Origin of the sequence: Mesorhizobium sp. LSJC285A00 (genome assembly GCF_000503155.1) — a bacterium.
In the GTDB taxonomy this organism is placed as follows: Bacteria; Pseudomonadota; Alphaproteobacteria; order Rhizobiales; family Rhizobiaceae; genus Mesorhizobium.
Genome location: NZ_AYVK01000001.1, coordinates 129,128 through 152,854 on the forward strand (window position 1 = coordinate 129,128; position 23,727 = coordinate 152,854).

Consider the following 23,727-nt stretch of genomic DNA (forward strand, 5'->3'; position numbering starts at 1 on the left):
CGTGTCTTTCGCAGGATGATCCGAAATACGGCTGGCACTCTCCGGTCGGCGGCATCTCGCACGGTCTGCGATGGTTCCCAGAGGCAGAGTGAACAGAACATGCAGCCGGCAGCCGTCCAGACCGACCGAAACAGCGACATTGCAACAGCCGTTGTGGCGACCATGCGTCAGCTCAGCGTGCTTGGCCTGCCGCGCAATTACGAAATCTTCTACGAAGCACTGAAAGGCACCAATCGCGAACTCGGCCTGGCCGTCGTCGCGCTGGGCAACCAGCCGACGCAGGACGATCTCGACCGCATCGGCCGCGCTTTCTTTGCCCAGCATCACGGTCCCGGCATTGTCGAGCAGGCGCGCGACGTGCTGGCCAGGGAACTCGAGGACATCGCCTTGCTGCTGCGCAGCGAACGTAGCCATATCGAGAAATACGGCAAGATCCTCGATGAGACATCGAGTGGCCTCGCCAACCGCAGCCTGCTTTCGCAGGATCTGCTGCAGAAGGTCGCCAGCGCCATGGCGGCGGCCACCAACTCGACCCTCGACCACGGCAAGCAGGTTGCAACCACGCTGAGCGACAAGACGGCGGAACTGGAGAGCGTCAAGTCGAAGCTTGAGGAGTACAAGCGGCTCGCCGACACCGACCCCTTGACCCATATCTGGAACCGCCGCGCCTTCGACAAGCAAATCACGGCGATTTACACCTCCAACAAGGGGATCCTGTTCAACGCCCTGATCCTTGCCGACATCGACCATTTCAAGGGTGTCAACGATCGCTACGGCCACCCGGTCGGCGACAAGATCATCCAGATCGTCGCTGAAATCTTCCAGACCAGCATCCGTGAAGACATGTTCGTTGCCCGCACCGGCGGCGAGGAATTCGCGCTGATCGTCGAGGGCGCCAGCGAGGATACCACTTACGAGATCGCCGAACGCATCCGCGTGCTGATCGAACAGACGCCGTTCACCAGCAGCCAGACCGGCGCCAATTACGGCACGGTGACCGTTTCCATGGGCATCTGCATGGCTTCCGAAGCGGAAAGCCCGGAGGATCTTTACACCAAGGCGGACCGGGCGCTCTACCGCTCCAAGGTTGGCGGGCGCAACCGCGTCACCCGGCACTCGACAATGGCCGGCCGCACCGGCAAGAACTGGCTGCTATACAAGAAAGACTGACGCTTCGGCGTGCAGCCAATTCCCGGGCACAGGCAAATTTATCGGATCCCGCCTCTTTCCATATGAATTTCAGTGGACTATATTTTCCATGGAAAGAGAGAGGCCATGTCTGTTACACAACCCAATGCCGCCCCTGATCTCACCGCGACGGCGGCCGAAAACGCGGTTCTGACCAAGGCCACGCTGCGCGCCGCCGAACTCTTGGATATAACCGCCAGGGTGCTTGCGTCGATCATCGGCGTCTCGGAAGCCACGGTTTCACGCATGCGCAGGCAGGAATTCCTGCTGGAGCGCGGCACCAAGCCGTTCGAACTCGCGGTGCTGTTCGTGCGGCTGTTCCGTTCGCTCGATGCCATTGTCGGCGGTGACGAGACGATAGCCCGGGCATGGCTGAAGAACGCCAACACGGCTTTCGATGGCAGCCCGCTTGAAAAGATCCTCACCATTACCGGGCTTGTCGATGTCATTGCCTATCTGGACTCCCGACGCGCTCTCGTCTGAAGCCGTCCGGCTCGACGGCAAATACTGGCGCATGGTCGAGGCGCAGCACCGCGTCTCGACGCTGAAGATCGTCGACACGCTGGACGAACAGGCGCTGCTCGAGGATCTGATCGAGGAGACCAAGCCGCAAATCCCCATGGAATGCCGGCATCTCCACTATCTCCTGGCGACGCCCTTCCGCTACGGCTCGATCTATCCCTACGGCTCGCGCTTCCGCCGCGCCGGCCGCACCCTGGGTGTCTACTATGCCGCGGAGACGATCATGACGGCGGTCGCCGAAATGGCCTTCTACCGCTTGTTGTTCTTCGCCGATTCGCCCGAGACGCCATGGCCGCACGACGCCGCCGAATACACCGCCTTCGCCGCCGCGATCCGTACCGACAATGCCATCGACCTGACGCGGCCGCCGCTCGACCGCGACCGGGCCCATTGGACGCATCCGACCGACTATGCCGCCAGCCAGGCGATTGCCGATGTCGCGCGTGAGGCTGGGCTGGAGGCGATCCGTTACCGTTCGGCGCGCGACCCGAAGGGCGTCAATGTGGCGCTGCTGACATGCCGCGGCTTTACCAAGGCCAAGCCGCTGGAGCCGCATACCTGGCGCATCCGGCTCGGCGCGTTCGGCGTCCAGGCCATCTCAGAATTTCCGGAGAAGCGGATCGAGTTTTCCAGAACCGCCTTTGCCAACGATCCCCGGCTCAACGGATTGCGCTGGGAACGCGGGCGTTGATCTAAACGAAAAAGCGCCGGATTTCTGCGGCGCTTATCATTTCAGTTTCTGAAAACAGGCTCTCAGCCGTTCACGGCCTGCTTGTGCTGGATCGGATGGGTCTTCTTCAAGAGGTCGGACACCAGGAACGCCAGCTCGATCGCCTGGTCGGCGTTGAGGCGCGGGTCGCAATGGGTGTGGTAGCGATCCTGCAGTTCCTCTGCGGTGATGGCGCGGGCGCCGCCGGTGCATTCGGTAACATTCTTGCCGGTCATTTCGACATGGATGCCGCCGGGATGCGTGCCTTCGGCGCGATGCACCTCGAAGAAGGTCTGGACTTCCTTGAGGATGCGGTCGAACGGCCGTGTCTTGTAGCCGGCGGCCTCGATCGTGTTGCCGTGCATCGGGTCGGACGACCACACGACGCTGCGACCTTCCTTCTGCACCGCGCGCACCAGCTTCGGCAGATGGTCGGCGACCTTGTCGGAGCCGAAGCGGGCGATCAGCGTCAGCCGGCCCGGCTCGTTCTCCGGATTGAGCAGGTCGATGAGCTCCAGCAGGCCGTCAGTCGTCAGCGACGGGCCGCATTTGAGGCCGAGCGGGTTCTTGATGCCGCGGCAAAATTCGACATGCGCATGGTCGGGCTGTCGGGTGCGGTCGCCGATCCAGATCATGTGGCCCGACGTTGCGTACCAGTCGCCGGAGGTCGAATCGACGCGGGTCAGCGCCTCTTCATAGCCGAGCAGCAGCGCCTCGTGACTGGTGTAAAAGTCGGTCTCGCGCAGCGCGTAGTTGGTCTCCGAGGTGATGCCGACGGCCTTCATGAAGTCCATCGTCTCGGTGATGCGGTTGGCGAGCATGCCATACTTCTCGCCTTGCGGGCTGTCGGAGACGAAGCCCAGCATCCAGCGATGCACATTCTCCAGGCTGGCGTAGCCGCCTTGGGCGAAGGCACGCAGCAGGTTAAGGGTCGCCGCCGACTGGCGGTAGGCCATTTCCTGGCGGGCCGGGTCGGGAATACGCGACTTGGGGTCGAACTCGATGCCGTTGATGATGTCGCCACGGTAGCTTGGCAGCGTCACCTCGCCCTTGGTCTCATCGTCAGACGAGCGCGGCTTGGCGAACTGGCCGGCGACACGGCCGACCTTCACCACCGGCTGCGCGCCGGCAAAGGTCAGCACCACCGACATCTGCAGGAAGACGCGGAAGAAGTCGCGGATGTTGTCGGCGCCATGTTCGGCGAAACTCTCGGCGCAATCACCGCCCTGCAGAAGGAATGCGTCGCCGGCAGCGACAGCCGCAAGCTGCTTCTTCAGCTTGCGCGCCTCACCGGCAAAAACCAGCGGCGGAAAGGTGGCGAGCTGGGCTTCCGTGTTCTTCAGCGCGGCGAGGTCCGGATAGGCAGGAACCTGCTTGATCGGCTTTGCTCTCCAAGAATTCGGCGACCATTTCGTCATCGCTGCACCCAAACGCTCTTTCCAGCAGGCTTTTGCCCGCCATTCCCGCCCCATATGGGGATGGCGGCTCCATACACGAAGCCGATTTCCTATTCTAGACCGGAATTCAAGCGGTGGCGAATGGTAGCCGGCGGGCTATGCGGCCTTCTCCACCAGCCGCGCCAGTTGCGTCATGACGACCGCCGAGCCCGCCAGGCGCTTCTCCGCCGTTGGCCAGTCGCGGATGAAGACCACGCTGTGGTCGGCCCTGATCTTGGCCAGCGAGCCCTGTTCGCCGATGTACTTGACCAGCCCGACCGGGTTGGAAAACTCGCGCTTGCGGAAATGGATGACGACGCCCTTGGGGCCGGCATCGAGCTTTTCGACATTGGCCCTGCGGCAGAGTGCCTTGATGAAGACGATCTTGAGCAGATGCTTCACTTCCTCCGGCAGCGGGCCGAAGCGGTCGATCAGCTCGGCGCCGAAAGCATCGATCTCCTCGGTGTTTTCGAGATCGCCAAGGCGGCGGTAGAGCGCCAGCCTGAGCTGAAGGTCCGGCACGTAGCTTTCCGGGATCATGACAGCCGTGCCGACAGCGATCTGCGGCGACCAGCCGCCGTCCTGGACCTCGCCGGAGTCCTTCACCTCGGCCACCGCCTCTTCCAGCATCTGCTGGTAAAGCTCGAAGCCGACCTCCTTGATGTGTCCGGATTGTTCTTCGCCGAGTAGATTGCCGGCGCCCCTGATGTCGAGGTCGTGGCTGGCGAGCTGGAACCCGGCGCCAAGCGTGTCCAGCGACTGCAGCACCTTCAGCCGGCGCTCGGCCGTGTCGGTGAGCTTGCGGTTGGCCGGCAGCGTGAACAACGCATATGCCCGCACCTTGGAACGGCCGACGCGGCCGCGCAGCTGGTAGAGCTGCGACAGGCCGAACATATCGGCGCGATGGATGATCAGCGTGTTAGCGGTCGGAATGTCGAGCCCGGATTCGACGATGGTGGTCGACAACAGCACGTCGTACTGGCCGTCATAGAAGGCGTTCATGATGTCGTCGAGTTCGCCCGGCGGCATCTGACCATGGGCCACCGCCACCTTCAGCTCGGGGACGGATTCGCGCAGGAAATCATGGATTTCGGCGAGATCGCTGATGCGCGGAACGACATAGAAGGAATGGCCGCCGCGGTAGCGTTCGCGCAGAAGCGTCTCGCGGATGACCAGCGGGTCGAAAGGCGAGATGAAGGTGCGCACCGCCATGCGGTCGATCGGCGGCGTGGCGATCAGCGACAGTTCGCGCACGCCGGTCAAGGCAAGCTGCAGCGTGCGCGGGATCGGCGTCGCCGACAGCGTCAGCACGTGGACATCGGTCTTGAGGTCCTTCAGCCGTTCCTTGTGCTTGACGCCAAAATGCTGCTCCTCGTCGATGATCAGCAGGCCGAGATTCTTGAACGAGATCGCCGACCCGAGCAGTGCATGGGTGCCGATGACGATGTCGACCTGCCCCTCGGCGATGGCTTTCTTGGTTTCCGCCAGTTCCTTGGCGCCGACCAGCCGCGAGGCCTGGCCGACGCGGATCGGCAGGCCGGAGAAGCGCTGCGAAAAGGTCTTGAAATGCTGGCGCGACAACAGCGTCGTCGGGACCACGACCGCGACCTGGAACCCTTCCATCGCCGCGATGAAGGCGGCGCGCAACGCCACTTCGGTCTTGCCGAAGCCGACATCGCCGCAGATCAGCCGGTCCATCGGCTTGCCGGCGCCGAGATCGTCCACGACGGCATCGATCGCGCCCTGCTGGTCGTCGGTCTCCTCATAGGGAAAGCGCGCCGAGAATTCGCCGTAAAGCCCTTCCGCCGGCACCATGGGCGGCGCGGTACGCATCTGGCGCTCGGCGGCAATGCGGATCAGCTGTCCGGCCATGTCGAGCAGGCGCTTCTTCAGCCGCGCCTTGCGCGACTGCCAGGCGCCGCCGCCGAGCTTGTCCAGCGTCGCCTCGGCTGTGTCAGAGCCGTAGCGCGACAGAAGCTCGATGTTTTCCACCGGCAGGAACAGCCGGTCGTCGCCGGCATAGTGGATTTCCAGGCAGTCATGCGGCGCGCCGACCGCCTCGATGGTGCGCAGGCCGATGAAGCGGCCAATGCCGTGATCGGCATGGACGACGATGTCGCCTGCCGACAACGACGATGCTTCGGCAATGAAGTCGGACGCGCGCTTCTTGCGTTTCGATCGCCGGATCAGCCGGTCGCCAAGAATGTCCTGCTCGGCGACGACAACCAGCTGTTCGGTCTCGAAGCCGGATTCCAGTGGCAGCACGGCGAGTGCCGCCTGCCCCGGCTCGAGCTTTTCCGCCTCGGCCAGCGTCGCCACCGGCACGAGATTGCCGAGATGGTGCTCGGCCAGGATCTGGCCAAGCCGGTCGAGCGAGCCTTCGGTCCAGCCGGCGACGATGACCCGCCGGCGCGCCGCGCGCTCGTCGGCGATGTGTTTTACGACGACATCGAAGACGTTGATGTTTGGGTCAGCCCGTTCCTCGGCAAAGCTGCGGCCATGGCGCGAGCCGCCATGGAAGACCTTCTTGGCCCCGACATCGGGCGCGTCGAAGGCGGTGAAGTCGATGGCTTCGCGCGGTCCGAGCGACGCCACGAGGTTTTCCGGTGAGAGATAGAGCAGGTCCGGCGCCACCGGCTTGTAGGGCACGGCGTCCTTCAAGGCGGCGTCGGCCTGTTTGCGGCGCGCTTCGTAGTGGTCGAGGATCAGCGTGTGACGCTCAGCCAGCGCTTCGTGCGCCAGATGGTCGAAGATGACAGGCGCATCCGGCAGATAATCAAACACTGTCTCCAGCCGCTCGTAGAACAGCGGCAGCCAGTGCTCCATGCCGGCAAAGCGTCGCCCTTCGCTCACCGCCGCATAAAGGCCGTCGTCGCGCTGCGGCGCGCCAAAGGCTTCGATATAGGAGCGGCGGAAGCGGCTGATGGTTTCGGGGGTCAGCGCCACTTCACTCATCGCCTGCAGCGCCATCGACTTGCGCTGGCCGGTGGTGCGCTGCGTGGCGGCGTCGAAGACGCGGATCGATTCCAGCGTGTCGCCGAAGAAATCGAGCCGCAGTGCTTCCGTCCAGCCGGGTGCGTAGAGGTCGAGGATGCCGCCGCGCACGGCGAATTCGCCGATACCGCGCACCGTCGGCACCCGCTCGAAGCCGGAAATCTCCAGCCGGGACACCAGCGCGTTCATGTCGATCTGGTTGCCGGGCTTTGCGTGGAAAGTCTGCGCTTCGACCAGATCGGCCGGCGGAATGCGCTGAAGCAGCGCATTGGCAGTGGTCAGGATGACCGCGCGATGCGGCTTTTTTGCCAGCGCGATCATCGCCGTCAGGGCGTCGAGCCGCTTGGCAGCGGCATCGGAGCCTGGCGAAACGCGGTCATAGGGCAGGCAATCCCAGGCCGGCAACTCCAGCACCGGCAGGCCGGGGGCGGCAAAGGTCAGCGCCTCGATGATCGACGGCAGGCGCTGGCCGTCGCGCGCCACGAACAGCACCGGTTTGTCAGGCGCAATCTCATGGATCGCCTGCACCAGCGCAAAGGCTTCGTAGCCATCGGCAACGCCGTCGACGATGAACTGGCCGGCACGGCCTTTCGGCAGACCGATTTTGGGAATGAGGCTCATGGTTGCACGTTTAAAATGTCATGGTCCGGCGCGATGCCAGGATCTTTTGCAGGACGGCACAGTCGATATTCCCGGGAACCGGGCCTTCGCCGGTGACCATGGGCAGGAATTCGGTGTCGGGAATTTCGAGGAGCTTTTCATATTGGTCGATTTCATCGCCGGTCAAGGCGCCGATCTCGTTGTCGGCAAAGGTACCGAGGATAAGGTCCATCTCGCGCATCCCGCGATGCCAGGAGCGGAACAACAGCTTGCGGCGCCTGATATCCAGCCCCTCGCTCGATCGTTTCGTCCCGGTCATCGTGCCGCATCCTTGCTTGGTGCGGCGCATATAGCGTGGATAGAGGGCGGTGTCAGCCTTGCAACGCACGGGTGGGCGGCTAAACATCCCGGGTGTGAAGAACACTCCTGACAACGCTGGTGCCGGACACCGCCCGCACTTCACCCTCCCCCTTGTGGGGAGGGTCGGCGAGCACGCTTCGCAAAGCGAAGCGAGTGAGACGGGGTGGGGGTGCGGCGCTGACCTACCGACTTCCTCGAAAGTTAGACGCGCACCTACCCCCACCCCGCTCCGCTTCGCGGATCGACCCTCCCCACAGGGGGGAGAGTAAAGCCATGCGCCCCTCCCTCCTCGACCCTCTCTTCGTCCCCATCACTTCGCTTGCCGGCGTCGGCCCCAAGGTTGGCGCTCTGATCGAGAAGGTAGTGGCGGCCGATCTCGGCGAACGGCCGGCGCGCGCGGGCGACCTGTTGTTCGTGCTGCCGCACACCGTCATCGACCGTCGCAATCGTCCCGGCATCGCGCTTGCGCCTGCCGGCGCCATCGTCACACTCGACGTGCGCATCGACCGCCACCAGCCGCCGCCGCGCGGCAACCGGTCGGTGCCTTACCGCGTCTATGCCCATGACGACACCGGCGAGATCGGCCTGATCTTCTTCCACGCCCATGCCGCCTATCTCGAAAAGGCGATGCCGGTGGGCGAGCATGTCGTCGTCTCCGGCCGCATGGAGTGGTTCAACGGCCGCCCGACCATGGTCCATCCCGACCATGTCGCCCTGGTGAGCGAGGCGGAAACACTGCCGCTGGTCGAACCGGTCTATCCGCTGACCGCCGGCCTGTCGGGCAAGGTGCTGCGCCGCGCCATCGGCCAGGCGCTCGGCCGGCTGCCGGAATTGCCGGAATGGCAGGACGGCGCCTTCATGCGCAAGCAGACTTTCCCCGCCTTCGCCGACGCGCTCGCCCGCATCCACTATCCCGCGGACCCGATCGATGTCGCCATCGAGGGGGTGGCATGGCGCCGCCTTGCCTATGACGAGCTTCTCGCCGGCCAGGTCTCGCTGGCATTGGTGCGGGCAAAAGTGCGCCGCCTGTCGGGCCGGCCGCTCATCGGCGACGGTCGCATCGTCGAGAAACTGCGCGCAGCCCTGCCCTATTCATTGACCGGCAGCCAGGAATTCGCGCTTGCCGAAATCAATGCCGATCTGGCCGACCCCGAGCGCATGCTGCGCCTGCTGCAAGGCGATGTCGGGTCCGGNCGGGTCCGGCAAGACGGTGGTGGCGCTGCTGGCCATGGGGCGCGCGGTGGAGGCCGGCGGCCAGGCGGCCTTGATGGCGCCGACCGAAATCCTGGCGCGCCAGCATCTGGCGACAATCACGCCGCTGGCCGAACAGGCCGGCCTGCGCGTCGCTATCCTGACCGGCCGCGAAAAGGGCCGCGAACGCACTGAAACGCTATCAGGTCTCGCCAGCGGCGAGATCGACATCGTCGTCGGCACCCATGCGCTGTTCCAGGAAACGGTAACCTATCACGACCTCGTCTTTGCCGTGGTCGACGAGCAACACCGCTTCGGCGTCCACCAGCGGCTTGCCATCACCGCCAAGGGCGACGCCCCCGACATGCTGGTGATGACGGCGACGCCGATCCCGCGCACTCTGGTGCTGACCGCCTTCGGCGACATGGACGTCTCCAAGCTGACGGAAAAACCGATCGGCCGCCAGCCGATCCGCACCGTCACGCTGCCGCTGGAACGGCTGGACGAGCTGGTCGGGCGCATGCTTGATGCCGTTGCCGACGGCCAGAAGATCTACTGGATCTGCCCGCTGGTCGAGGAATCCGAAGAGATCAAGCTGATGTCGGCCGAGGACCGTTTTGCCTCGCTGCAGCCCTTGTTCGGCGATCGCATCGGCCTCGTCCATGGCCGCATGAAGGGCGCCGAAAAGGACGAGGCGATGCGCGCCTTCAAGGCCGGCGAAACCCGCATCCTGATCGCCACCACCGTTATCGAGGTCGGCGTCGACGTGCCGGACGCCACGATCATGGTCATCGAGCATGCCGAGCGTTTTGGCCTGGCGCAACTGCACCAGTTGCGCGGCCGCGTCGGGCGCGGCGACAAGCCTTCTTCCTGCGTGCTGCTTTACAAGGACCCGCTCGGCGAGACGGCAAAGCGCCGGCTGTCGGTGATGCGCGAGACCGAGGACGGTTTCCTGATCGCCGAAGAGGATCTGAAGCTGCGCGGCGAAGGCGAATTGCTCGGCACCCGCCAGTCCGGCACGCCGGGCTTCCAGGTGGCGCGCATCGAGGTGCACGCCGACTTGCTCGAAGCAGCCCGCGACGATGCAAGGCTGATCCTGTCGCGCGACCCGGAACTACAGTCTGAGCGCGGCGAGGCGCTGCGCCTGCTGCTCTATTTGTTCGGCCGGGACCAGGCCGTACGGCTCTTGCGCGCCGGCTGAGCGCCCTCGGCGATCAGCCCGCCAAGCGGCGGGTTGGCGAGATCTCCGTCGATCGGCTGGCCGTTCATCGTCACCATCTTCGGCTTGACTTCGGGCGCCACCAGCCCGGCCGAGACGATCAGCCTGGCGCCGTCCTCAATCGTCATGTCGAGCAGCACGATGTCGGATTTCGGCACGTACATCAGGAAACCGGTGGTAGGGTTCGGCGTGCACGGCATGAACACGGCGATCATCGGGTCGCCTGCATGGTCGAGCTTCTGGTTGATCTCGGTTTCCTTTTCACTGGCGACGAACACCAGCGACCAGACGCCTTTTCGCGGATATTCGACCAGCCCGACCTGGCGGAACATATCACCCTTGTTCGAAAGCACCGTCTGGAATATCTGCTTCAGCGAACCGTAGATGCCGCGCACCAGCGGCATACGGCCAAGCAGCCGTTCGCCGAAATTGACGATCGCGCGGCCGACGATGTTGGCGGTCATGAACCCGATCAACGTGATCAGCACGAGCGCCACGATCAGGCCGAAGCCGGGCACCGGAAACGGCAAATAGGTGTCGGGGCTGTAGCGCGCCGGAATGTACGGCTTCACCCAGGAATCGACCCAGCCGACGAACGACCAGGCGATATAGGCGGTGATCGCCAGCGGCGCGCAGACGATAAAGCCTGTGAGGAAATAGTTCCTCAGCCGGGTCATGCCGGAAGTTCTGGGAGCATCGGACATGGTTCACCGGGGGCGCAGGTTGCAGCGCCACACTAGTGAAGCGGACGGCGCTTTGGAACTGCGAAGTTTTTAAGACCCCCGATGAGCGCCGACTACTCCACCGTCACCGATTTCGCCAGATTGCGCGGCTGGTCGACGTCTGTCCCCATAAAGACGGCGGCGTAGTAGGCCAGCATCTGGATCGGCAGCGCGTAGATGATCGGCGAGATGATTTCCGGCACGTCGGGCAGGATGATCGTCTCCATCGTCTTGACGCTGACCTGCGCCGCACCCTTGGCGTCGGTGATCAGGATGATCTTGCCGCCGCGCGCCGCCACTTCCTGCATGTTCGACACCGTCTTTTCGAAGATGCGGTCATGCGGCGCGATGACGATGACCGGCATGTTTTCGTCGATCAGTGCGATCGGGCCATGCTTCAGTTCGCCCGCGGCATAACCCTCGGCATGGATGTAGGAGATTTCCTTGAGTTTCAGCGCGCCTTCCATGGCGAGCGGGAAATTGGTGTCGCGGCCGAGATAGAGCACGTCCTTGTAGCGCGAGATTTCGCGCGCGATGCGCTCGATCTGCTCCTCGAGCTTGAGCACCTGGTTGGCGTAGCGAGGCGCCTCCGAAAGAGCGCGCACCAGCGTCTTTTCCTCGTCCTTCGAGATCGTGCCGCGGGCCACACCCGCACGCACCGCCAGCGAGGCCAGCACCGAAAGCTGGCAGGTGAAAGCCTTGGTCGAGGCGACGCCGATCTCCGGCCCGGCCAACGTCGGCAGCACGACGTCGGATTCGCGCGCCATGGTCGATTCGCGCACATTGACGATGGCGCCGATCTTCATGCCCGCCTTGCGGCAATAGCGCAGCGAGGCCAGCGTGTCGGCGGTTTCGCCGGACTGCGAGATGAAGAAGGCAGCATCATCAGCCGATAACGGCATTTCGCGATAGCGGAATTCCGAGGCGACATCGATGTCGACCGGCAGCCGCGCATAGCGCTCGAACCAGTATTTGCTGATCAACCCCGCGAGATAGGCGGTGCCGCAGGCCGAGATCGCCAGCCGGCCGATCTTAGCGAAGTCGAACGGCAGTTCCAGCGGCTTCGACACGCCAGAGACGAAATCGACATAATGCGCGAGCGTGTGCGAGATCACTTCGGGCTGTTCATGGATTTCCTTTTCCATGAAATGGCGGCGGTTGCCCTTGTCGACCATGAAGCTGGTCGACAGTGATTGCTGGCGCTTGCGGGCAACCTCTTTGCCGTCGATGTCGAAGATGGTGACGCCATCGCGGCGCACCACCGCCCAGTCGCCGTCTTCGAGATAGGTGATGGAATTGGTGAACGGCGCCAGCGCGATGGCGTCGGAGCCCAGAAACATCTCGCCATCGCCATGGCCGACGGCCAGCGGCGGGCCATTGCGGGCGCCGACGATGAGATCCTCGTCGCCGGTGAACATGATGGCCAGAGCAAAGGCGCCTTCCAGCCGCTTCAGCGCCTGGTGCGCCGCCTCGATCGGCTTCAGCCCTTTGGCAAGCTGCCGCGCCACCAGATGCGCTACGACCTCGGTATCGGTCTGCGACGAGAAGGAATAGCCGTCGCGGATCAGCTCATCGCGCAACTCGGCGAAATTCTCGATGATGCCGTTGTGAACGATGGCGACGCCGTCGGAGAAATGCGGATGGGCGTTGGTCTCGTTGGGCACGCCATGTGTGGCCCAGCGCGTGTGGCCGATGCCGATCGTGCCATCGAGCGGCTCGTCCTTCAGCCGGCGTTCGAGGTTGATCAGCTTGCCTTCGGCGCGGCGGCGGCCAAGCCGGCCATGCTCGATCGTGGCGACACCGGCCGAGTCATAGCCGCGATATTCCAGCCGCTTCAAAGCATCGACGATGAGCGGCGCGACTTGGCTCTGGCCGACAATTCCGACGATACCGCACATGCGCCTGCCCCCGATTCACCTGGAAAACCAGTCCCGATGGAAAACCAGCGCTATCTAGGGATTGCCGGCCCGCCGCGAAAGTCACTTTGCGTTTCGTCTGCTGTAACGGAACGCTTCTCAACCCGATGCACCATGACACACCGCTCTTGCAATCCGGTTACCGCAATTCCTCGGTTGTTCAATTGCTTCGGCGGTTAATGGCCGGTGCCGGCCTTTTTCTTCGCCGCTGCGGCAGACGCGAAGCGCTCGCGCAATTCCTTGCCCTTGCCGGGAATGGTCTTCTGGCGGGCGCGGCCGAAGGCCAGCGCATCGTCCGGCACGCTTTCGGTTATGACGCTACCCGAGGCGATGTAGCCGCCCTTGCCGATCGTAACCGGCGCCACCAGCGACGAGTTCGAACCGATGAAGGCGCCCTCGCCGATGTCGGTGAAAAACTTCGAGTAGCCGTCATAGTTGCAGGTAATGGTGCCGGCGCCGATATTGGCCCCCGCGCCCACACGGGCATCGCCGATATAAGTCAGATGATTGACCTTGGCGCCCTCCTCGATGACCGCCTGCTTGACCTCGCAGAAATTGCCGACCTTGGCTTTCTCGCGGAGATCGGCGCCTGGCCTGAGCCGTGCGAACGGACCGACGTCGCAATTGGCAGCGACGGTCGCGCCTTCGATGTGGCTGAAGGCGTGGATCTTGGCGCCGCCGGCGATTTTCACGCCCGGGCCGAACCAGACATTGGGCTCGACGATGGTGTCGGCGCCGATTTCGGTATCGTGCGAGAAATACACGGTGTCCGGCGCAATCAGCGTTACGCCCGACAGCATCGCCTCGTCCCGACGACGCTGTTGCCAGATGCCTTCCGCCTGCGCCAGCTCGGCCCTGTTGTTGATGCCGAGCGCGCTCTCGAAGCTCGTTTCGGTGGCGACGACATCGAGCCCTTTCGCACTGGCGATCTCGACGATGTCGGTGAGATAGTACTCGCCCTTGGCGTTCTTGTTGCCGACCTTGTCGAGCAGTTCGAGCGCATGAGCGCCGGCCACCGCCATCATGCCGGCATTGCAGAAGCCGATCTTCTTTTCCTCGGCGGAGCAGTCCTTCTCCTCGCGGATGGCGGTGAGCTTGCCACCTTTTTCGATCAGCCGGCCATAGCCGGCCGGGCTGGGCGGACGGAAACCGATCACCACGACGGCCGCGCCATCGGCAAGCTTTTGCCGCGCGGTCACCAGGGCTTCAGCATCGATCAGCGGCGTGTCGCCGAACATCACGAGAATGTCGTCATAACCCGTTGATATTGCACCGCGTGCGGCCAGCACCGCATGCGCGGTGCCGAGCCGCTTCTCCTGCACGAACGTCTCGGCCTTGGGCGCGAACTTCGCCGCTGCCTTGCGCATATCCTCGGCGCCATGGCCGATCACCAGCGCCTGGCTGCGGGCGCCGGCGGCCTCTGCCGCCCTCACCACATGGGCGACCATCGGCAGTCCGGCGATCTGGTGCAGCACCTTCGGCGTCGCGCTCTTCATGCGCGTGCCTTCACCGGCGGCGAGGATGACGGACAGGCAGGATCTCTGGCTCATGGAAGGACAACCATCTGAAAAGGGATCAGGAATCCGAGAGTGGTAGCATCTGGCGCATGCTGCACCAATGCGGTTAAATTCCGGTGAGGTGATGAGGCAGTTCACTCTCGATCAGCGGATCGCTACCCCAGCCGGCCCAGCACCGGAAAATTCTCGAGCAGCCAGTAGGACACCGTCTGCACGCCGCCGGTGAGGAAGAACACGCCGGCGACGACCAGCAGCGCGCCGATGACTTTTTCGACGCGGCCGAGATGGACGCGGAACCTGCCGAGGAAGCGCATGAAGGCGCCGGAGAACAGGGCAGCAATCAGGAACGGAATGCCGAGGCCAAGCGAATAGGCGGCAAGCAGAAGAGCGCCTTCGCCCACCGTCTCGCGGCCGCCGGCCAAGGTCAGGATCGGCCCCAGCACCGGGCCGATGCACGGCGTCCAGCCAAAGGCGAAGGCCAGCCCCATGACATAGGCGGCGACCATGCTGGCAGGCTTGCCCTGCGATTGAAAGCGCGCCTCGCGCGACAAAAGCGGGATGCGCAAGATGCCGAGGAAATTCAGCCCCATCAGGATGATCAGCACGCCGGCAGCCATCGCCAGCGGTTCCTGCCAGACGCGCAGCCAGTGGCCGATGGTCGAGGCGCCGGCGCCGAGCGCCACGAATACGGTGGAGAAACCGAGTACGAAGGCGAGCGAGGAATAGATGAGCGCGCCGCGGGCGCCGGCCTTGGCCGTGACGCCGGCATCGCCACCCCGAAAGTCGTCAACCGACACACCGGCCATGTAGCAGAGATAGGGCGGCACCAGCGGCAGCACGCAAGGCGACAGGAACGAGATCGCCCCCGCCCCGACCGCGCTGACATAGCCGATGTCCAATGGCATTCCAGAACTCCAGATTCCCTAGCGCCGATATAGCGGTGCAAAACCGTGTTCGCCAATCACCATCGTGTGGCATTTGGCTACAGATACGGTTCGGCGGACGGATTGTTACCGGCCAATCCCAAGTTGACCAAGCCGGGGAAGAAATGCCCCTCGCCGAGCGTTCACACAGCGAAGCCGCGATTTCTGCGCGCTTCGTCGGATCACCAGGGAGATTTCCATGAAAAGCATCACTGTCGGCCTGGCCGCCCTTCTGCTCAGCACCGCCGCATCCTTCGCCGCCGAAGCGTGGAAGGAAGCCGAAGTCGGTGGCACCAAGATCTACACCGATGCCAATGGCATGACGCTCTATACCTATGACAAGGACGAGAAGGGCAAGACCAACTGCTATGACAAATGCGCCACCAACTGGCCGCCGCTGAAGGCCGAGGATGGCGCCAAGGCGGACGACGAATGGACCATCGTCGAACGCACCGACGGCACCAAGATGTGGGCCTATGACGGCAAGCCGGTCTACACCTTCATCAAGGACAAGAAGGCCGGTGACATCACCGGCGACGGCGTCGGCGAAGTCTGGCACATCGTCAAGGCCGACTGATCGTCCGAACCTCTATCCCGCACCCCATCGGCGGGACTCGGCTGGCCGCCGGCTCCAAGCGACCCGGCGACCAGTTCGGCATTTACGGGCAGCACGAACTGGTCGCGGCGCATTTCCCGGTGGCTCGAAACACGAACCCTCCCAGACAAAAATTTTGTGATCTTCTCCATACACTCTAAGAGTGTATTGCGGCACACGCCTCCGCATTTTGGCCGCTTGCCCTTGACCGATCGCAAAAGCGCGGCCATGTGAGCGACCAATTGAATGCGTCACGCAGCGGAATTCTTCTGCCGCCCCACAGCTGATATGAGACCTCATGGACGTCGTCGTCGTCGAATCGCCGGCCAAGGCAAAGACAATCAACAAGTATCTCGGCAAGAACTTCAAGGTTCTGGCCTCGTTCGGCCATATCCGCGATCTGCCGGCCAAGGATGGTTCGGTGCGTCCCGACGAGGATTTCGCCATGTCCTGGGCGGTCGACACCGCGTCCGGAAAGCGTCTCACCGACATCGCCAACGCGGTCAAGGATGCCGATGGCCTGATCCTCGCCACCGATCCGGATCGCGAGGGCGAAGCCATTTCCTGGCACGTGCTGGAGGTGCTCAAGCAGAAGCGCGTGTTGAAGGACAAGCCGGTCAGCCGCGTCGTCTTCAATGCCATAACCAAGTCGTCGGTGCTGGAAGCGATGGCCAATCCGCGCCAGATCGATGCACCATTGGTCGATGCCTATCTGGCTCGCCGCGCACTCGATTATCTCGTCGGCTTCACGCTGTCGCCGGTGCTGTGGCGCAAATTGCCGGGCGCCCGTTCGGCCGGCCGCGTCCAGTCGGTGGCGCTGCGCCTGGTCTGCGACCGCGAATCCGAGATCGAGCGCTTCATCCGCGAGGAATACTGGCAGATCGCTGCCCTCCTCGGCACGCCACGTAACGACAGCTTCGAGGCGCGGCTGACCGCGTTCGAGCGCAAGAAGCTGCAGAAGCTCGACATCGCCAGCAAGGCGCAGGCCGACGATATCAAGGGCATGCTCGAAGGCGCGACCTTCAAGGCTCTGTCGGTGGAAGCCAAGCCGACGCGGCGCAATCCTGGCCCGCCCTTCACCACTTCGACGCTGCAGCAGGCGGCATCGTCGGGCCTCGGCTTTTCGGCGACGCGCACCATGCAAGTGGCGCAGCGCCTCTATGAAGGCATGGAGATCGGCGGCGAGACCACCGGCCTGATCACCTATATGCGAACCGACGGCGTGCAGATGGCGCCGGAGGCGATCGACGCCGCACGCGACACCATCGCCAAGGAATTCGGCCCACGATACCTCCCGGAAAAGCCGCGCCAGTACACAGCCAAGGCTAAGAATGCCCAGGAAGCGCACGAGGCGGTCCGCCCGACCGATTTCATGCGCACGCCGGCTTCGGTCAGGCAGTATCTCGATTCCGACCAGCTGCGGCTTTACGAATTGATCTGGAAGCGCGCCATCGCCAGCCAGATGCAGTCGGCCGAGATCGAGCGTACCACGGTCGAAATCGAGGCGGTCAATGGCGCTCGCACCGCGGAGCTTCGCGCCGTCGGTTCCGTCGTTCGCTTCGACGGCTTCATCGCCGCCTACACCGACCAGAAGGACGACGACGCCGAAGACGAGGAAAACCGTCGTCTGCCCGAGATCCGTGCCGGCGAGCAGCTGGCCCGTCAGGCGATCAATGCCACCCAGCACACCACCGAGCCGCCGCCGCGCTACTCCGAGGCGTCGCTGATCAAGAAGCTGGAAGAGCTCGGCATCGGCCGTCCGTCGACCTACACCGCGATCCTGAAGACGTTGGAAGACCGTGACTACGTCACCATCGACAAGCGCCGGCTGGTGCCGCAGGCCAAGGGCCGGCTGCTGTCGGCTTTCCTCGAAAGCTTCTTCGAGCGCTATGTCGAATATGACTTCACGGCCTCACTCGAGGAAAAGCTTGACGAGATTTCCGACGGCAAGCTCGCCTGGAAGGACGTGCTGCGCGACTTCTGGAAAGATTTTTCCGGCGCCGTCGCCGACATCAAGGAACTGCGCGTCACCGACGTGCTCGATGCGCTGAACGAGGAACTGGCGCCGCTGGTGTTCCCCGCGCGGGAGGATGGCTCGAATCCCCGCATCTGCCCGAAATGCGGCTCCGGCAATCTGTCGCTGAAACTCGGCAAGTTCGGCGCCTTCGTCGGCTGCTCCAACTATCCGGAATGTTCCTTTACCCGCCAACTCGGCGACGCAGCCAACCCGAATGGCGAGAATGGCGGGGGCGAGGACGGCACCAAGGTGCTCGGCAAGGACCCCTACACGGCAGAGGAAATCACGCTGCGCTCAGGCCGCTTCGGTCCTTATATCCAGCGCGGCGACGGCAAGGAAGCCAAGCGCTCCAGCCTGCCCAAGGGCTGGACGCCCGACTCGATCGACCATGAAAAGGCCTTGGCGCTGCTGTCGCTGCCGCGCGATATCGGCAAGCACCCTGAATCCGGCAAGATGATCTCCGCCGGGCTTGGCCGCTATGGTCCGTTCGTTTTGCACGATGGCACCTACGCCAATGTCGACAGCATAGAGGATGTGTTCTCGATCGGCCTCAACCGCGCTGTCACCGTGATCGCCGAGAAGCAGCTGAAGGGCAAGGGCGGCCGCAATGGCGGCACTGCGGCGGCGCTGAAGGAACTCGGCGACCATCCCGATGGCGGCGGCAAGATCGTCGTGCGCGATGGCAAATACGGGCCCTATGTCAACTACGGCAAGGTCAACGCGACACTGCCCAAGGGCAAGGATCCGCAGTCGGTGACCGTCGAGGACGCGGTGGCGCTGATTGCCGAGAAGGAAGCCAAAGGCGGCGGCAAGAAGCCGTTCCGCAAGGCGGCAGCCGCCAGGACCCCCACAGCCAAGAAAACCACTGCCAAAACAACCACTGGCAAGAAAACCACTGGCAAGACAACCACTGGCAAGAAGTCGGCGACCAAGAAGCCGGCGGCGAAGAAAAAGGGATAGCAGCGTGGCGCGCAGGATCACCGGTAGAAGCCACGGCGATCCGCGCACCGCCGACACGAGGGCCAAGGTCATGGACGACTACAGGCCCTCGCGTGACGAAATCCTGCGCTACATCGCCGAGAACCCCGACCGCGCGGGAAAACGCGACATCGCCAAGGCGTTTGCCTTGCGCGGCGACGACCGCATCTGGCTGAAGGACATTCTGCGCGACCTGCAGGACGAAGGCATCCTGACCAAGGAGCGCAAGCGGCTGGCCCGCGTCGGCGCTCTGCCGCACGTCGCCGTACTCGACATTTTTGGCCGCGACGGCGACGGCATCCTGCTGGCGCATCCGGCGGAGGCCGTCGGCACCGGCGAACCGCCGGTCATCTCGATCCGCGTCTCCCGCGGCGGCAATGGCCCGCAGCCGGGCATCGGCGACCGTGTGCTGGCCAAGACCTTCCCGACCGACGATGCGACCGGGCCTGCCTATACGGGCCGCGTGATGAAGATTTTCGAGAAGCGCACCGATGCCGTGCTGGGCGTCTTCCGGATCCTGAGGGACGGCACCTTCCGCATCGAGCCGGTCGAACGTCGCCAGCCCGAACTGATCGTCGACAAGGAATTCCAGAACGGCGCCAGGAACGGCGACCTTGTCGAGGTCGAGCCGGCGCGGGCCTCCCGGTATGGTTTGCCGCGCGCAAAAGTGCTGGCGGTGCTGGGCTCGCTGACCAGCGAAAAGGCGGTCTCGATGATCGCCATCCACGCGCACGACATTCCGCATATCTTCCCGGCCGACGTCATCGCCGAATCCGAGGCGGTAAAGCCGGCGACGCTTGCTCATCGCGAGGACTGGCGCGACCTGCCGCTGGTGACCATCGACCCGGCCGACGCCAAGGACCATGACGACGCCGTCTTCGCCACGCCCGACCTCGACGAGAAGAACCCCGGCGGCGTGATCGCCACAGTGGCGATCGCCGATGTCGGGGCCTATGTCCGCTATGGCACCGCACTCGATCGCGAGGCGCTGAAACGCGGCAATTCTGTCTATTTCCCCGACCGCGTCGTGCCGATGCTGCCAGAGCGCATCTCCAACGACCTGTGCTCGCTGCGCGAAGGCCAGGACCGTCCCGCGCTTGCCGTGCGCATGATTTTTGCCGCCGATGGCCGCAAGCTGCGTCACACCTTCCACCGCGTCATGATGAAATCGGCGGCAAAGCTCGCCTATCCGCAGGCCCAGGCCGCGATAGACGGCCTTCCTGACGACAAGACCGGCCCGATCCTCGATACGGTGCTGAAGCCGCTGTGGGACGCCTACGCCATCCTGAAGCGCGGCCGCGATGGCCGCCAGCCGCTCGAGCTTGATCTGCCGGAGCGCAAGATCCTGCTCAAGCCGGACGGCACCGTCGACCGCGTCATCGTCCCGGAGCGGCTCGACGCCCACAAGCTGATCGAAGAATTCATGATCCAGGCCAATGTCGCCGCCGCCGAAACGCTGGAAGCGAAGAAGCAGGCGCTGGTCTACCGCGTCCACGATGCGCCGTCGCTGGCCAAGCAGGAATCGCTGCGCGAGTTCCTGCAGACGCTCGGCCTGTCGCTGGCGCGTGGCGCGCAGATGCGGCCCGCCCAGTTCAACGGCATTCTCGAGCGCGTGCGTGGCGCCGACAATGAGGGGCTAGTCAACGAAGTGGTGCTGCGCTCGCAGAGTCAGGCCGAATATTCGCCCAAGAACATCGGCCATTTCGGCCTCAACCTGAAGCGCTACGCGCATTTCACCTCCCCGATCCGTCGCTATGCCGATCTGATCGTGCATCGCGGGCTGATTGCCGCACTTGAGCTCGGCCCCGGCGGGCTGACGCAGGACGAAGAGACGCGGCTGGAAGACGTCGCGGTGCTGATCTCGGGCACCGAGCGCCGCGCCATGGCGGCCGAGCGCGACACCGTCGACCGGCTGATCGCCGCCTACCTCGCCGAGCGCATCGACGACCGCTTCGACGCCCGCATTTCGGGCGTCACCAAATCGGGACTATTTGTCCAATTGCCGCAGTTTGGCGCAGATGGCTTCATCCCGGTGTCAAGTCTGGATGGCGATTACTATATATATGACGAAACCGCGCGATCGCTGTTCGGAGAACGCACCGGCAAGGGCTATCAGCTTGCCGACCGCGTCGAGGTTCGCCTGATCGAGGTGGCGCCTATGGCCGGCGCGATGCGTTTCGAGATGCTGACCGACCCGAAGCCCCTGCCCGGCTCCAAACGGTCGTTTCACAAGGCAAAAGGCCGCGCCCGCGCGTCGCAATCGCGCCCGGGGTCGCGCGGCAGGAGACGATAATGGCAAGCGAAATGGGAATCCAGAAGCAGGTTTTCGGGGGCGAACATCATTCGGGCCGAGTCGCCCGCCCGCTGTGGACGGCGATGAAGCGCGGCGCCCTTGGCCGCTGCCCGCATTGCGGCGAAGGCAGGTTGTTCGCCGGCTTCACCAAAAGCGTCGACAAATGCGCCGCGTGCGGTGAGGAGTTCCACCACCACCGCGCCGACGACCTGCCCGCTTATCTCGTCATCGTCATCGTCGGCCACATCGTTCTCGGCGCCTTCATGGGCGTCGAGGCGACGTCGACGCTCTCCATGTGGCAGCACATCGCCATTTGGGTGCCGTTGACCATCGTGCTGTCGGTCGCTCTGCTGCAACCGGTCAAGGGCGCCGTCATCGGACTGCAATGGGCGCTCTATATGCACGGCTTCGGCGGCGAAAAAGACGGCACCGAGCCGCATCCCGGAACCTAGTTTGCGTCAGGGCAATGTCGCCTGGCGCAACATGCCGACCGTGAAAGGCCACTTTCGTTTGCCAGAAGTTTCCGCTAGGTCCTGCGCATGGAAGGTATGACCAAGGCGGAAGTCAGCAGGATGGACCGTGGCGCAGCCGCCCACAGCGGCCTGCCCATACGCCCGCGCGATGCCGCCACCCTGATCCTGCTCGACCGCGAGGGCGACGAGATTCTGGTGCTGATGGGCCGGCGCCATGCAGGCCACGCCTTCATGCCCGGCAAGTTCGTCTTTCCCGGCGGCCGCACCGATTCGGCCGACAGCCGCATTGCCGTTGCCACCCCATTGCTTCCGGAGGAAGAAGCCAGGCTGACCGCCGGCGTCGGCCGCATCAGCCCGTCGCGGGCCCGTGCCATCGCGCTCTCGGCCATCCGCGAGACTTATGAGGAAGCCGGCCTGCTCATCGGCCGCAAGGGCTCGTTCGCAACCGACAAACGCGACTGGCAGGGCTTTGTCGAGCACGGCGTCCAGCCTTCGCTGGCGCCGCTGCGCTTCATTGCCCGCGCCATCACCCCGCCCAATCGCCTGCGTCGTTTCGACACCCGCTTCTTCAGCGCCTGGCGCAGCGATGTCGCCGTGGAACTGCCGGGTGGCGGCCCGACCAATGAGCTGGAAGAACTGGTCTGGCTGCCGCTCGCCAAGGCCAGAGAGGCCGATATCCCCGACATCACCCGAACGATCTTGCAGGAGCTGGAGACGCGGCTTGCCGGCGATCCGCGCCTGCGACCCGGTGGGTCCGTGCCGTTCTACCGGCTTGTCCGCAACCGCTTCGTTCGCGAAATTCTTTAGAGCAATTCCAGGAAAAGTGTGACGCGGTTTTCCGTCCGGAATTACGCAATATCAAACAGACAGAGTATTCAGGCATCACATGACGGTCGATACCCAGCAAGAGGGCGACGAGCGCGTACATTGGCTACCGATGATCGCCGCGATCTCGTCGATCAGCGTCGTCGGCATCGCCATAGGCCTCGGCATGCCGCTGCTCAGCGTTATTCTCGAGAGCCGCGGCCACTCGGCATCGATGATCGGCCTCAACACCGCGGTCGCCGGCCTCGCCTCGATCGCCGGCGCCCCGCTGGCCACGCCGCTGGCGATGCGCTTCGGCGTCGCCTGGACGATGATCGCCATGATCGCCGCCGGCGCGCTCGCCTTTGTCGGCTTCCACTTCGCGCCGGACTTCTGGATGTGGTTCCCACTACGCATCGTGCTGCACATCGCGCTGACGGTGCTGTTCATCCTGTCGGAATTCTGGATCAGCACCTCGGCGCCGCCGCGCCGGCGCGGCCTGGTGCTCGGCATCTACGCCACCGTGCTGTCGCTCGGCTTCGCCGCCGGGCCATGGATCTTCGCCCATATCGGCAGCACCGGCTTCTTGCCGTTCGGCGTCATCATCGTCCTGGTCGCGCTGGCCGCAATCCCGGTGCTGGCCGCACGGAATGAAAGTCCCACAATCGTGGTTGACGGCGAAACCAGCAACTTCCTGCACTATATCTGGCTGGTGCCGACAGCTACCGCCGCCGTGCTGGTGTTCGGCGCTGTCGAGACCGGCGGCTTTGCGCTGTTCCCCGTCTATGGCAACCGCATCGGCTATTCCGAGGCGGATGCAGCCCTCCTGCTCACCATGATCGGCCTCGGCAACGTGCTGTTGCAGATCCCTATCGGCATGATCAGCGACCGCGTCTCAGACCGCCGCTATCTGCTTTTGGCCTGCGCCACGGTCGGACTTGCCGGCACCATCTTCATGCCGTTCTTCGCCGGCAATTGGCACCTGATGGCGGCGCTTTTGTTCGTCTGGGGCGGCGTGGTGGCCGCCATGTACACGATCGGCCTTGCCCATCTGGGCTCGCAGCTCTCCGGCCATGAACTGGCCTCGGCCAACGCCGCCTTCGTGCTCTGCTACGGCGTCGGCATGGTGCTTGGCCCGCAGGCGATCGGCATCGGCATGGATGCCTTCGGGCCCTCCGGCTTCGGCTGGTCGCTCGGCCTGTTCTTTGCCGCCTATATCGCCTTGGTCAGCGCCAGGCTGATCCGCAAGATCTGGTAGCCTGTCCGCCGC

General features: G+C 64.1%; 16 protein-coding genes and 1 pseudogene. 10 read left to right on the forward strand and 7 right to left on the reverse strand.

The genetic code is table 11. The annotated features are described in order from the left end of the window. Positions 1 to 99: 99 nt before the first annotated feature. The 3 genes from X726_RS165910 (at position 100) to X726_RS165900 (ending at position 2,401) form a co-directional block, all read left to right on the forward strand. Positions 100 to 1,170, forward strand: coding sequence for a GGDEF domain-containing protein (locus X726_RS165910; RefSeq protein ID WP_023667556.1), 1,071 nt, complete (start codon positions 100 to 102; stop codon positions 1,168 to 1,170). A 105-nt stretch (positions 1,171 to 1,275) separates the two neighbouring features. Further along, positions 1,276 to 1,671 (forward strand): MbcA/ParS/Xre antitoxin family protein, encoded by a 396-nt coding sequence (locus X726_RS165905; RefSeq protein ID WP_023667557.1) that lies wholly within the window; start codon positions 1,276 to 1,278, stop codon positions 1,669 to 1,671. Next, a complete protein-coding gene (locus X726_RS165900; protein WP_023667558.1) occupies positions 1,631 to 2,401 on the forward strand; it encodes an RES family NAD+ phosphorylase in 771 nt (256 codons plus the stop codon). The genes X726_RS165905 and X726_RS165900 overlap by 41 nt, the downstream gene beginning before the upstream one ends. A gap of 62 nt (positions 2,402 to 2,463) precedes the next feature. Here X726_RS165900 and X726_RS165895 read toward each other — a convergent pair whose 3' ends face one another. The 3 genes from X726_RS165895 to X726_RS165885 form a co-directional block, all read right to left on the reverse strand. Beyond that, the gene (locus X726_RS165895; protein ID WP_023667559.1) at positions 2,464 to 3,837 is read right to left on the reverse strand and encodes a 3-deoxy-7-phosphoheptulonate synthase class II; all 1,374 of its coding nucleotides are present in this window, start codon (positions 3,835 to 3,837) and stop codon (positions 2,464 to 2,466) included. A 135-nt stretch (positions 3,838 to 3,972) separates the two neighbouring features. After that, entirely contained in the window at positions 3,973 to 7,470 is a 3,498-nt protein-coding gene (gene mfd, locus X726_RS165890; protein ID WP_023667560.1) for a transcription-repair coupling factor, read from the reverse strand. Positions 7,471 to 7,480: 10 nt separating this feature from the next. After that, the gene (locus X726_RS165885) at positions 7,481 to 7,768 is read right to left on the reverse strand and encodes a succinate dehydrogenase assembly factor 2 (RefSeq protein ID WP_023667561.1); all 288 of its coding nucleotides are present in this window, start codon (positions 7,766 to 7,768) and stop codon (positions 7,481 to 7,483) included. A 314-nt stretch (positions 7,769 to 8,082) separates the two neighbouring features. Between X726_RS165885 and recG the strand changes: the two are divergent. Next, a pseudogene (gene recG, locus X726_RS01000000166570) lies at positions 8,083 to 10,201 on the forward strand (ATP-dependent DNA helicase RecG). On the opposite strand, the gene X726_RS165880 reads toward recG, so the two are convergent. From X726_RS165880 to X726_RS165865, 4 genes are all read right to left on the reverse strand, one after another. Beyond that, entirely contained in the window at positions 10,153 to 10,923 is a 771-nt protein-coding gene (locus X726_RS165880) for a DUF502 domain-containing protein (protein WP_031214500.1), read from the reverse strand. The pseudogene recG and the gene X726_RS165880 overlap by 49 nt on opposite strands. A 92-nt stretch (positions 10,924 to 11,015) precedes the next feature. Continuing rightward, positions 11,016 to 12,839 (reverse strand): glutamine--fructose-6-phosphate transaminase (isomerizing), encoded by a 1,824-nt coding sequence (glmS, locus tag X726_RS165875; RefSeq protein WP_023667563.1) that lies wholly within the window; start codon positions 12,837 to 12,839, stop codon positions 11,016 to 11,018. Positions 12,840 to 13,033: 194 nt separating this feature from the next. After that, positions 13,034 to 14,407, reverse strand: coding sequence for a bifunctional UDP-N-acetylglucosamine diphosphorylase/glucosamine-1-phosphate N-acetyltransferase GlmU (gene glmU, locus X726_RS165870; protein ID WP_023667564.1), 1,374 nt, complete (start codon positions 14,405 to 14,407; stop codon positions 13,034 to 13,036). Positions 14,408 to 14,529: 122 nt separating this feature from the next. Then, positions 14,530 to 15,279, reverse strand: coding sequence for a cytochrome c biogenesis CcdA family protein (locus tag X726_RS165865; protein ID WP_023667565.1), 750 nt, complete (start codon positions 15,277 to 15,279; stop codon positions 14,530 to 14,532). Positions 15,280 to 15,496: 217 nt separating this feature from the next. Here X726_RS165865 and X726_RS165860 point away from each other — a divergent pair, with 217 nt between their 5' ends. The 6 genes from X726_RS165860 to X726_RS165835 all read left to right on the forward strand — a co-directional run bounded on the left by X726_RS165860 (position 15,497) and on the right by X726_RS165835 (position 23,715). Further along, complete coding sequence (locus X726_RS165860) at positions 15,497 to 15,874, forward strand: hypothetical protein (RefSeq protein WP_023667566.1); 378 nt, start codon at positions 15,497 to 15,499, stop codon at positions 15,872 to 15,874. Between the two features lie 316 nt (positions 15,875 to 16,190). Further along, positions 16,191 to 18,869 (forward strand): type I DNA topoisomerase, encoded by a 2,679-nt coding sequence (topA, locus tag X726_RS165855; RefSeq protein ID WP_023667567.1) that lies wholly within the window; start codon positions 16,191 to 16,193, stop codon positions 18,867 to 18,869. A gap of 4 nt (positions 18,870 to 18,873) precedes the next feature. Continuing rightward, complete coding sequence (gene rnr, locus X726_RS165850; protein ID WP_023667568.1) at positions 18,874 to 21,180, forward strand: ribonuclease R; 2,307 nt, start codon at positions 18,874 to 18,876, stop codon at positions 21,178 to 21,180. Beyond that, on the forward strand, positions 21,180 to 21,632 hold the full coding sequence (locus X726_RS165845; RefSeq protein ID WP_027050375.1) for a DUF983 domain-containing protein: 453 nt from the start codon (positions 21,180 to 21,182) through the stop codon (positions 21,630 to 21,632). The genes rnr and X726_RS165845 overlap by 1 nt, the downstream gene beginning before the upstream one ends. Before the next feature lie 87 nt (positions 21,633 to 21,719). Then, positions 21,720 to 22,460, forward strand: a complete 741-nt coding sequence (locus tag X726_RS165840) for an NUDIX hydrolase (protein ID WP_023667570.1) — start codon at positions 21,720 to 21,722, stop codon at positions 22,458 to 22,460. Between the two features lie 79 nt (positions 22,461 to 22,539). Continuing rightward, complete coding sequence (locus X726_RS165835) at positions 22,540 to 23,715, forward strand: MFS transporter (protein ID WP_023667571.1); 1,176 nt, start codon at positions 22,540 to 22,542, stop codon at positions 23,713 to 23,715. The last annotated feature ends 12 nt before the right edge of the window (positions 23,716 to 23,727 follow it).